The 10,089-nt window shown below is 67.9% G+C and carries 11 protein-coding genes; 10 read left to right on the top strand and 1 reads right to left on the bottom strand.

What is annotated here, in order from left to right:
- Window positions 1-147: 147 nt before the first annotated feature.
- The 4 genes from YWC_RS0121195 to ybgF all read left to right on the top strand — a co-directional run bounded on the left by YWC_RS0121195 (window position 148) and on the right by ybgF (window position 2,842).
- Entirely contained in the window at window positions 148-1,026 is an 879-nt protein-coding gene (locus tag YWC_RS0121195) for a PhzF family phenazine biosynthesis protein (protein WP_027867197.1), read from the top strand.
- 39 nt (window positions 1,027-1,065) lie between these two features.
- On the top strand, window positions 1,066-1,599 hold the full coding sequence (locus YWC_RS0121190) for a DinB family protein (RefSeq protein WP_027867196.1): 534 nt from the start codon (window positions 1,066-1,068) through the stop codon (window positions 1,597-1,599).
- A gap of 75 nt (window positions 1,600-1,674) precedes the next feature.
- Window positions 1,675-2,088 (top strand): excalibur calcium-binding domain-containing protein, encoded by a 414-nt coding sequence (locus YWC_RS34210; RefSeq protein WP_371846448.1) that lies wholly within the window; start codon window positions 1,675-1,677, stop codon window positions 2,086-2,088.
- Entirely contained in the window at window positions 2,024-2,842 is an 819-nt protein-coding gene (gene ybgF / locus YWC_RS0121185) for a tol-pal system protein YbgF (protein WP_229413154.1), read from the top strand. The genes YWC_RS34210 and ybgF overlap by 65 nt, the downstream gene beginning before the upstream one ends.
- An 18-nt stretch (window positions 2,843-2,860) precedes the next feature.
- On the opposite strand, the gene YWC_RS0121180 is transcribed toward ybgF, so the two are convergent.
- Window positions 2,861-4,105, bottom strand: coding sequence for a glycoside hydrolase family protein (locus YWC_RS0121180; protein WP_036215303.1), 1,245 nt, complete (start codon window positions 4,103-4,105; stop codon window positions 2,861-2,863).
- Between the two features lie 154 nt (window positions 4,106-4,259).
- On the opposite strand from YWC_RS0121180, the gene YWC_RS30220 reads away from it, so the two are divergent.
- The 6 genes from YWC_RS30220 to YWC_RS0121150 all read left to right on the top strand — a co-directional run bounded on the left by YWC_RS30220 (window position 4,260) and on the right by YWC_RS0121150 (window position 10,087).
- Window positions 4,260-4,616 carry a hypothetical protein gene (locus tag YWC_RS30220; protein WP_051306632.1) on the top strand — a complete coding sequence of 119 codons (357 nt, stop codon included), beginning with the start codon at window positions 4,260-4,262 and terminating at the stop codon, window positions 4,614-4,616.
- Window positions 4,617-4,695: 79 nt separating this feature from the next.
- Window positions 4,696-6,672 (top strand): TonB-dependent receptor, encoded by a 1,977-nt coding sequence (locus YWC_RS0121170; protein ID WP_027867193.1) that lies wholly within the window; start codon window positions 4,696-4,698, stop codon window positions 6,670-6,672.
- Window positions 6,673-6,755: 83 nt separating this feature from the next.
- Window positions 6,756-7,142: a hypothetical protein gene (locus tag YWC_RS31745; RefSeq protein ID WP_156923828.1), complete on the top strand. Its 387-nt coding sequence runs from the start codon at window positions 6,756-6,758 to the stop codon at window positions 7,140-7,142.
- Window positions 7,143-7,215: 73 nt separating this feature from the next.
- The gene (locus YWC_RS0121160) at window positions 7,216-8,424 is read left to right on the top strand and encodes a TolC family protein (protein ID WP_027867192.1); all 1,209 of its coding nucleotides are present in this window, start codon (window positions 7,216-7,218) and stop codon (window positions 8,422-8,424) included.
- Entirely contained in the window at window positions 8,421-8,975 is a 555-nt protein-coding gene (locus YWC_RS0121155; protein ID WP_036215301.1) for a hypothetical protein, read from the top strand. The genes YWC_RS0121160 and YWC_RS0121155 overlap by 4 nt, the downstream gene beginning before the upstream one ends.
- A 2-nt stretch (window positions 8,976-8,977) precedes the next feature.
- A complete protein-coding gene (locus YWC_RS0121150) occupies window positions 8,978-10,087 on the top strand; it encodes an efflux RND transporter periplasmic adaptor subunit (protein ID WP_027867190.1) in 1,110 nt (369 codons plus the stop codon).
- The last annotated feature ends 2 nt before the right edge of the window (window positions 10,088-10,089 follow it).

Genomic DNA, 10,089 nt, shown 5'->3' with positions numbered 1-10,089 from the left:
ATCGCGACCTCAACCGTTCCAACCGCCCGGTGCGGACCCGCATGCCGGGTGGTGTGGGAGGGGCCGGCCAGATTTGGCCGCCCCTATCCCGATTTCCGGCCCAAGCGGGTACACTCATCGCCAGCCTTCACCAACACGGGAGCAAGCATGACACGCCTACCGATCAAGACCGTCGACGTCTTCACCACCGTCCCGTTCAAGGGCAATCCGGTCGCCGTCGTGCTCGACGCCGCCAGCCTCTCGACCGGGCAGATGCAGCAGATCGCCCGCTGGACCAACCTGTCCGAGACCACCTTCGTGCTGCCGCCGACGCAGCAGGGTGCGGACTACCAGGTCCGCATCTTCACGCCCGGCGGCGAGCTGCCGTTCGCAGGCCATCCGACGATCGGCACCGCGCATGCATTGATGGAAGCGGGCACCGTCCAGGCAAAGAACAGCATCCTGGTGCAGCAATGCGCCGCCGGACTGGTGAGCTTGACGGTCGAGCAGGAAGGGCAGGGCGCGCCCTGGATCTCGTTCGAGCTGCCCACGCCGAGCCTGACGGCGCTGGATGCCGCCCAGGCCGCCCAGCTGGAATCCATCCTCGGCGCCGACCTGGAAGTGAACGTCGTGCCTTACCTGGTCGACGTCGGCCCGCGCTGGGTCGTCGCCCAGCTGACGGGCGCCCGCGCGGTGCTGGCCTGCGACCCGGACCTGCAGCGCATGAAGGCGCAGGACATCACGGAGCGGCACACGGGCGTCGTCATCTTCGGCGCCCACGATCCGGGGAGCCCGGCGGGCATCGAGGTCCGCGCCTTCGCCCCGGCCCATGGCGTCAACGAGGACCCGGTGTGCGGCAGCGGTACCGGCGCCGTGGCGGCCTACCTGCGCCACACGAGGCAGCTCGGAACCGTCGGAAACGAGTTGCTGGCCACCCAGGGTGAAATGGTCGGACGCGCCGGCGTGCTCAAGCTGGCGATTTCGGACGCGGCGATCCGGGTCGGCGGCCATGCGCTCACTTGTATCGATGGCCTGCTCTCCGTATGATCGCCGCTCCGAAACAGAACAGGCAGGAGACAGACAGGCATGCCGACCCGCGACGATATCGTCTTACTGGCGTCCTATAACGCCGCCATGAACGGCAGGCTGTATGCCGCCGCCGCGAGCTTGCCGAAGGACGTGCTGCTGGCCGACCGGGGCGCCTTCTTCGGCTCGATCATGGGCACCCTGAATCACATCGTTGCCGGAGACACCATCTGGCTGCGCCGCTTCATGGGACATCCTTCGGCCTTCGCTTCCTTGCAAGCGATGGCCGACATTCCCGCTCCCACTGGCCTGACCTACCGCTACAGCGACGACCTGCCTGTGCTGCACCAGCACCGCGTGCGGCTCGATGCGATCATCACGGCCTTCGCGGCAGAGGTATCGGACCGAGACCTGGCCCAGCCCCTCTCGTACCGGAACGCACGCGGCGACAACCGGAAGCATTTCGGCAGCCTGCTGCTGCACTTCTTCAATCACCAGACCCATCACCGTGGCCAGGCCAGCACCCTGTTGTCTCAATCGCGCGTCGATATTGGCGTGACCGATCTGCTCGAATGGCTACCCGATCAGCATTAATGCCATTCCATCCTCGGCTATTTCTTGCGCGAAACCCCATCACTCACTAATATCGAAACGGGTTACCAGGTATTCATGAGACTTGGTCAGGATTGTCGAGCGATTCGGATAGGGTGGGATGTGCAGATGAAGCCAATTCTTCGGCTGTTGGTCGCGCTGGGCGCTTCGGTATGCTCCCTTGGGGCCAGCGCCCATGGCGGCGGCCTGAATGCGGACGGTTGCCATGTCAACCGCAAGACCGGTGACTACCATTGCCACCGCAGTCCCGCACGGCAGCCGGTTTCCCCATCGTATGCCTCTGCCCAGGGCCTGGCGCCCCTGAACACAGGCTCGCAGGGAAGCATGCGCAGCAGCGGTGCCTTTAAAAACTGCACGGAAGCGCGGGCGGCAGGCGCTGCGCCGGTACGCATCGGCGAGCCCGGTTATGGTCCCCACCTCGACCGCGACGGCGATGGCATCGGATGCGAGCCTTACCGTGGGCGGCGCTAGCCTTCGCCGGCGCGCCGCCGCAGCCGTTCTCCTGATCGCTTGCCTGCCCCTGCATGCCGGGGCCGGACTGCTCGACGACGACGAAGCCCGCAAGGCCATCGTCGCGCTGGGCGCCAAGGTCGACACCAGGCTGCGCGACATCGATACGCAGATGCGCGATCTCCACGCGCGCATCGATACCAAGGGCGACAAGACGCTCGGCCTGGACATGCTGAACCAGCACGAGCAGACCATGCGCGAGCTGGCCAACCTGCGCGGGCAGATCGAGCTGCTGACGAACGAGATCGCCAACGCCCGTAAAAATCAGAAAGACCTGTACGCCGACCTCGATGCGCGCATCAGGAAGTTCGAATCGCGCCAGGAAGCTGCCGACGCGCTGTCGGCAGAAAAGCAGTCCTACGAGACGGTGATGAACGCCTTCAAGTCAGGGGATTACCAGGACGCCGCCACCGGCCTGCAAGCATTTCTCCGCCGCTTCCCGGATTCCGAGCATGCTGCCGATGCCCGCTACTGGCTGGGCAATGCCTATTTTTCCCTGGGCGACTACAGGAAGGCCATCGCGGCGCATCAAGACATGGTGGCGCGCCACGCCGACAGTGCCAACGTGCCCGAAGCGATGCTCAACATCGCCGCCAGCTTCTCCCAATTGAACGACAAGAAGAACGCCAGGCAATCGCTGCAGCGCGTGATCGCGGCCCATGCAGGCTCGCCCGCGGCGAATGTCGCCAGGCAGCGGCTGGCGCAGTTGAAGTAGGGAAGGGCGGGCGCGGCCTCAAGCCCAGTCCTTGTCCGGCTGGATGTTCAGCCGCTGCGCCGCATCGACGACGTCCTGCAGCTCCACCGGATTGCTGAACGGGTCCTCGTCCAGGCTGGTCACCCGGTTCAGCTCCTTCTGCCAGCGCCGCAGTTCCTCGACGTAGGCCTGGTTCGGCACCCGCTTCAGGTCGCCGCACCCGTCCAGCACGTCGCAGATCCCGTTGCCCACCCACTGGCCGGTATGCCAGTCCGGCATGTCCACCGCGGGGAACAGGCAGACGCCCTGCAGGTCCATGCCGCGCCGCACCGCGGCCAGCGATTCTCCCATCACGTCGCGCAGCCAGTCCGGCCGCCCGTGTCCCAGGCCGCTGGTCTCGCCGATGATCATCGGTCTGCGGTAGCGCTGCCAGACGGTGTCGAGCATGTCGCACAGCGGCGCGATGCGCTCGTCGCCGGGTTCCAGTGGGGCGTGCGGGCCGCTCTCGCGGTATTCCATCTGGCCGAAGGAGTACACGTTGGTGCCGACGATGTCCAGGATCTCGGGCGAGCCGCCGAATTCCGGATGCTCGCGCCCCTCGATGATGTCCCAGGCCAGGAAGCTGTCGACGTGGGTTTCGTAGCGCGCCGCTTCCTCCTGGTCGGGCCGGTCGCGCGGCGCCACCACCCGCACCAGCGGATCGATGTGCACCATGCGCGCCTGCGGATCGACGTCGCGGATCGCCTTCACGCCGGCGATGGCGGCGCGGCAAAGGGCTTTCAACAGGCGCGCCCGGTCCTCGCGGCTGCAGCGGTAGGGCGCGGCCCAGCCCCATTCGCCGGCGCAGAAGGAAAAGAAGGTGATCTCGTTGATGGGCGTGAAGAAATGCGGGCCGCGCAGCTTCGGCATCACGTACTCCGCGCAAGCACGGCAATAGCGCGCGAAGCGCTCCGTAAAGGCGTTCGAGAACGGGTCCAGGTCGTCCGGATAGCCATAATGGCACAGGTCCCAGATCGGCGTGATCTTCGACGCGTTCATCGCCTCGATGTAGGGATCGAGCATGGAAAAATCGTAGGCGCCGCCCCGGTCCACCAGCGGCCATGGAATGCCTTCGCGCGCGACGGCGATGCCGAGGCTGCCCAGGATGCGGTAATCCTCGGCGGCATGCCGGTCATGGCCGGTCTCCGCGACCAGGTTGCGCCGTACACCGTCCTTCCAGAGGAAATTCGAGCACTCGAAGCCGGACAGGAAGAAAGTGGGGAAGATACCGGGATGCCGTGCCATATGATCTCCTCGTAGAATGCAAGACGTGTTTACGCACGAGAACCTAGCACGCAATGCGCAGGCCGGTCGCCGCCCACGCTGTCAGCCGGCCTGCCATCCAGTTATAATGCCGTCCTTCAGCGCCACGTTCCACTCCGGCTCTTCGACCAGACAGATGTTCGCCAGCCTTCCACGCATCCGCTCCACCCGCTACCTCGTCGCATTCCTGCTGACGCTGGCGATGGTGTTTGCGCACTGGCAGGGCCTGGCGCACCGGATCGCGCACGCCACGCAGTATTCGTCCGTCGCGCTCGACACGGCCGTCAACGGTTCCGCGGCCTCGCACCAGCAGACCGTCCCGCATTCCTGCATCGCCTTCGACGCCGCCACGGTCGCTCCCGCGCTGGATACCCCGGCCTGCACGATCGACATCCTGCCTGCCAGCCGGATACTCGCCCTGTGGACCGCCTTCGATTCCTGGCATGCGCCGTTCACGCCGTACTTCTCTTCCCGCGCGCCTCCCGTCGCCTGATGTCCTGAACCGCTCGATGCGCCTGCGCCGCCCGTTTCGCGCAGGCGTGTCCGTCCGTTTTCGCTTTGAGGAATTCATCATGCACGTCCAGCGTACCATCCTGGCGAGCGCGGTATTGGCCGCACTCGCACCATGCTCGTTTGCCCAGACCACCGGCGAGCCCGTCGCGACCGTCGTCGTGACCGCCAGCCCCTTCAATGCCGCCGAAGGCGACCAGATCCTCACGCCGGCCAAGGTGCTGGCCGGCGACGAACTGCGCAGCAAGCTGGGTAGTTCGCTGGGCGACACCCTGTCGAGCGAACTGGGCGTGTCGGCCTCGGCCTTCGGCGCCGGCGCCTCGCGCCCGATCATCCGCGGCCTGGAAGGCAACCGCGTCAAGGTGCTGGAGAACGGCATGTCGGTGTCCGACCTGTCCGGCCTGTCGAACGACCACGCCGTCACCGGCGAAGCGGCCACCGCGCGCCAGATCGAGATCCTGCGCGGCCCGGCGGCGCTGCTGTACGGCTCGGGCGCGATCGGCGGCCTGGTCAACGTCGTCAACGAGCGCATCCCGACCGAGCTGCACGACAAGCCGAGCGGCGTGATGGAAAGCCGCTACAGCAGTGTCGACCACGGCCGCGCCCTGTCCTTCTCCGGCGACGCGGCGAGCGGCAAGGTGGCGCTGCACGTCGACGGCAGCGGACGCGATGCCGGCGACTATCACATTCCGGATGCGCCGGAGGGCGACACGCTGCCCGATTCGTCCCTGCGCCAGCACACCCTGGGCGCAGGCGCGTCGTATATCGGCGAGCGCGGCTACTTCGGCGCCTCGGTCAGCTCGCTGAAGAAGAAGTACGGCATCCCGGGCGGCGAGGGCGCCAGGATCGACCTCGACCAGACCCGCTACGACGTCGACGGCCAGCTGAATGCGCCCATGGCGGGCTTCGAGAGGCTGCGCTTCAAGGCCGGCTATTCCGACTACGGGCACGTGGAGCTCAACGCCGAGGGCGGCCCGGAGACCATCTTCTCGAACCGCTCGCTTGAGTCCCGTCTGGAGCTGACCCACAAGCCGCTCAAGGGCTGGGAAGGCAGCTTCGGCATCCAGACCGAGCACACCCGCTTTTCCGGCCTGAGCGCGGACAGCGGCGAATCGGCGACGGTGCCGGTGACCGTGTCCGATACCCATGCCGCCTTCCTGGTCGAGCAGCGCCAGTTCGGCAAGACGCGCGTCAACGCCGGCGTGCGGGTGGAATCGGTGAAACGCGAGCCGGAAGGAGCCGCGCCGCGCCGCAGCTTCGATTTGCTGTCCTATTCGGCGGGCGCGATCTGGCCCCTCGCCCGGGACTACACGGTGGGCGTAACCGCCTCGGTGGCGCAGCGCGCGCCGGGCACCGACGAGCTGTATTCGGGCGGCCCGCACGAATCGACCCTGACCTACGACATCGGCAACCCGAATTTCAAGAAGGAGACCTCGCGCAACCTGGAAATCTCGCTGCGCAAGGTGACTGGCCTGATTCGCTGGCAGGCGAACCTGTTCGAGAACCGCGTGCACGACTTCATCTACGGCGAGGTCAACGACACCCTGCTGGACGACGAAGGCAACCCGGGCGACGAGCTGCGCGAGCGCATCTTCCGCCAGGCCGACGCCACGATTCGCGGCGCCGAGGCCGAGATCAGCTACAACCGGCACCCGCATACGCAAGGCCTGTCGCTGCGCGCCTTCGGCGACCTGTCGCGCGGTTCGCTGGACCATGCGGGCAGCCTGCCGCTGCAGCCGGCCAAGCGCATCGGATTCGAGGCCGGCTATCGCCAGGGTGCGCTGCGCGCAAACGTCTCGGTGCTGCGCGCGCTGAAGCAGGAACGCCTGGCCTCGTTCGAAACGACGCCGACCCCGGCCTACACCCAGCTGGACGCCAACCTGTCCTACACCCAGCGTTTCCGCAACGCGGACCTGACCTGGTTCATCATCGGCAAGAACCTGCTCGACGAGGACATCCGCATCTCGACCTCGGTCCTGAAGGATGTGGCGCCGCTGGCGGGACGGAACATCACTGTGGGCGTGCGCGCCGCGTTTTGATCGGGCGCGCATTGCTTGCAGCGGCGGCATGATCCGGCCGGTCGCCGCGCTGCTATAATCGGCGCATTCCCCGAGGTGAGCTCTTGCGCCGGTTCATTGCCATCCTTCTGCTGCTTTGCCTTCCCCTGTATGGTGTCGCCATGCAGGGCGGCTCGCCGCAGGCCTACGGCGCCGGCGCCCTGGCGCACGCGGTGGCGCACGACGAGAACATCCTCCACCATCATCACGAAGACGACGGCTCGGTGCACTACGACGCATCCGAGAAGTCGCTTGCCCATGCGCAGGACCACCACTCCTGCGCGCAGCCAGCCGACCTGCTCCTTCCCGCGCTCATCGTGCCGCCCGAACAGCTGCTGTCCAGCGTGGTCGTCCCCGCTGCCCAGTCGCTGCCGGAACCGTTCCTGGATGGGCCACGAAAACCACCCCGCCACGCCCCCGGCCACGCCGCCGGGGGAATGACGCACGCCTGACAAACCAAGCGCGAGCTCCTCGCGCCCGTGCGCTTCCCTTCGGTCGATCTCGAACTTCACCGATGGAGAACACATGCGCACTCGCCGCCTGTCCCTTTACCTTGTCGGTACCGCGCTTGCCCTGCCATGCTGGGCGCTTGCGGCACCGCCAGTCACACTCAAACACGCCGTCGACAGCGCCTGGCAGCGCGTGCCCGACGCGCGCACGATCGAAGCACGCCAGCTCGAAGCCGCGGCGGCACGCGCCGGCGCCGCTTCCTGGCTCGCCACGCCGCCCACGCTCGGCCTGTCCCAGCGACGCGACGAGAGCGGATCGGAACGCGCCCAGCGCGAATCCGAGATGTCGGTCTCGTCCTCGTTCTGGCTGCCCGGCCAGAAGTCCGCCCGCGAAACGCTGGCCGCGCGCACGACGATCGAGGCAAGCGCCCACCTGCTTGCAACCCGCCTGGCCGTGGCCGGGCTGGTGCGCAACCGGATGTGGGAAGCAGCGTCCGCCCAGGTCACGCTGGACGAAAAACAGGACCACCTGCACCACCTCGAAGGACTCGCCAATGAAGTGAGCCGCCGCGTCGGGGCGGGCGACCTGGCGCGCAGCGACGCGCTGCTGGCCAACCAGGAAGTGCTGGCCGCGCGCATCGAGGTCGGCAAGGCCCGCACCGCCGCCGCCGAGGCGCTGGCGCGCTTCCAGGTCCTGACCGGGCTGCCGGAACTGCCGGTGCTGGAACCGGAGCCGCTGCGCGAAGCGCAGGCGCCTGCCAATACACGCCTGGCCGCTGCCCAGGCTTCCGAGCAGCGGGCACGCGCGGACTTGCGGCTGCTTGAGGCCAACCGTTCGGCGCCCCCGACGATCGCCCTGTCGGTGCGTCGCGAAGACGAGCGTGGCTTGCGCGAACCGACGCGCAGTCTCGGCGTGGCGCTGCAGATTCCGTTCGGGAGCGCCGCGCGCAACCGCAGCGTCGAGGCCCAGGCCCAAACCGCGATCGCCACCGCGGCCGCCGAAGCGGCCGAGGCGCAAGCCGCCAGCGGGGCCGAGCTCGCCGTCGCCCGCGCACGCCTGGCGAATGCCGGCACGGCCCTGAACGATGCCATCGCGCGCGCCAAGGCCCTGCACGAACACACCGCGCTGTTCGAGAACGCCTTCCGCCAGGGCGAACGGGGGCTGGCCGACCTGCTGCGCTCGCGCGCGCTGACCCACGAGGCCGACGTCGCCGTGGCCCAGCAACAAGTCGCAGTCGGGCACGCCCATGCGCAACTCAATCAAGCATTAGGAATCCTTCCATGAAAATCCTGACCCTGTTCCTCGCCGCCATGCTGGCCATGTCGCCGGCACTGGCCGGACCCGGCGCGCACGGGCCGAACGGCGAACACCTCGACGCCCCGGCAGCAAGCGCGGGCGCCGTGCTGCCGCGCGTCGAGACCTTTACCGAAGCCTTCGAGCTGGTAGGCCAGCTCTCGGGTGGCGAACTGTCGATCATGATCGACCGCTACGCGACCAACGAGCCGGTCCTGAACGGCGTGCTGGAAGTCCAGTACAAGAACCTCAAGGCGAAAGCCAGCTTCCACGCCGACATGGGCGACTACGCGGTCGACGATCCGGCCTTGCTCGCCGCGATCTCCAAACCGGGCGCGCATCCGCTGCTGTTCACCCTCGTTGCGGGGGAGGAAAGCGAGCTGCTCGAAGGCACGCTGCAGGTGGCGCAAGCGCTTGAAGACAACGACCACGATCACGAGCACGCGGCGTGGAGCCCGTGGCTGCTGGCCGCCGTCGCGGCCGTCGTCCTGATTGCCGCCGCATTCGTCGTGCGCCGCATGCGCCAGCGCCAGGGAGCCTGAACATGAAACATCGCATTGTTATCGGCCTGCTCGCCGGCCTCTTCACGACTTCCCTGCTGGCCTCGCCGGGCGCGCACGGCCCCAATGGTGAACATCTCGACGAGAAGGCAGGCGGCGCGGCAAGCGGCCTGGCGCGCCTGCCGGACGGCAGCGTCAACGTGCCCAAGCTGGCGCAGCGCCGCATGGGCGTGCGCACCCTGATGGTGAAGGAAGGCGAGCACGCGCGCACCGTCCAGCTCAACGGCCGCGCCGCCATCGATCCGAACGCCGGCGGCCGGGTACAGGCGCCGTTCGCGGGACAGATCGCGCCGGGGCCGAAGGGCCTGCCGGTGCTTGGGCAGCGCGTCGCGAAAGGGCAGGTGCTGGCGCGCCTGCGCCCGATCGGCGACGCCATCGAGCGCGGCAACCAGGCGGCCGAACTGGCCGGCCTGCGCGCCAACCGCACGCTGCTGGAACAGCGGCTCAAGCGCCTGGAATCGCTGGAAGGCGTGGTGCCGGCCAAGGAAGTCGAGGCGGCCCGCGCCGAACTGGCAGCCAACGCCGGCCGCGAGCGCGCGGTGGCGAAATCGATCGGCGGCGTGGAAAACCTCGTTGCGCCAAGCAGCGGCATCATCGCCAGCGCGGCGGTGCTGAACGGCCAGATGGTGGACATGCGCGAGCTGCTGTTCGAGATCGTCGATCCGCAGCAGATGCTGGTCGAAGCCCTGGCGACGGACGCCGCGCTGGCGGGCAGGATCGGCAGCGCGACCCTGCTCGAGGTGGCCGATGTCCAGCTCACGCTGCTGGGAGGAGGGCGCAGCCTGCGCGAAGGCGCGGTGCCGCTGAACTTCCGGGCGCAGGGCAAGGCGCTCGACCTGGCGGTGGGTCAGCCGGTGACCGTACTGGCCAGGCTGAACACCACGGTGAAGGGCATCGCCTTGCCGGCGTCGGCGCTGGCGCGCAACCAGGCCAACGAGACCGTGGTGTGGATCAAGTCCGGGGCCCAGCGCTTCATCGCCCTGCCGGTGGAGGCGACGCCGCTCGATGCCGGCACCGTGATCGTGACCCGTGGGCTCAGCCCGGACAACCGGGTCGTGGTCAAGGGCACCTCCCTGATCAACCAGATCCGGTAGGC

The organism is Massilia alkalitolerans DSM 17462 (genome assembly GCF_000427785.1).
GTDB classification, from domain to species: domain Bacteria; phylum Pseudomonadota; class Gammaproteobacteria; order Burkholderiales; family Burkholderiaceae_D; genus Telluria; species Telluria alkalitolerans.
The sequence above is the reverse complement of the archived record's forward strand: the minus strand, read 5'-3'. Positions and strand labels throughout refer to the sequence as shown.

Coding starts and splice junctions, on each gene's coding strand:
- YWC_RS0121195 (WP_027867197.1), top strand. CDS start 148: ATGACACGCCTACCGATCAAGACCGTCGACGTCTTCACCACCGTCCCG.
- YWC_RS0121190 (WP_027867196.1), top strand. CDS start 1,066: ATGCCGACCCGCGACGATATCGTCTTACTGGCGTCCTATAACGCCGCC.
- YWC_RS34210 (WP_371846448.1), top strand. CDS start 1,675: ATGAGACTTGGTCAGGATTGTCGAGCGATTCGGATAGGGTGGGATGTG.
- ybgF (WP_229413154.1), top strand. CDS start 2,024: ATGGTCCCCACCTCGACCGCGACGGCGATGGCATCGGATGCGAGCCTT.
- YWC_RS0121180 (WP_036215303.1), bottom strand. CDS start 4,105: ATGGCACGGCATCCCGGTATCTTCCCCACTTTCTTCCTGTCCGGCTTC.
- YWC_RS30220 (WP_051306632.1), top strand. CDS start 4,260: ATGTTCGCCAGCCTTCCACGCATCCGCTCCACCCGCTACCTCGTCGCA.
- YWC_RS0121170 (WP_027867193.1), top strand. CDS start 4,696: ATGCACGTCCAGCGTACCATCCTGGCGAGCGCGGTATTGGCCGCACTC.
- YWC_RS0121160 (WP_027867192.1), top strand. CDS start 7,216: ATGCGCACTCGCCGCCTGTCCCTTTACCTTGTCGGTACCGCGCTTGCC.
- YWC_RS0121155 (WP_036215301.1), top strand. CDS start 8,421: ATGAAAATCCTGACCCTGTTCCTCGCCGCCATGCTGGCCATGTCGCCG.
- YWC_RS0121150 (WP_027867190.1), top strand. CDS start 8,978: ATGAAACATCGCATTGTTATCGGCCTGCTCGCCGGCCTCTTCACGACT.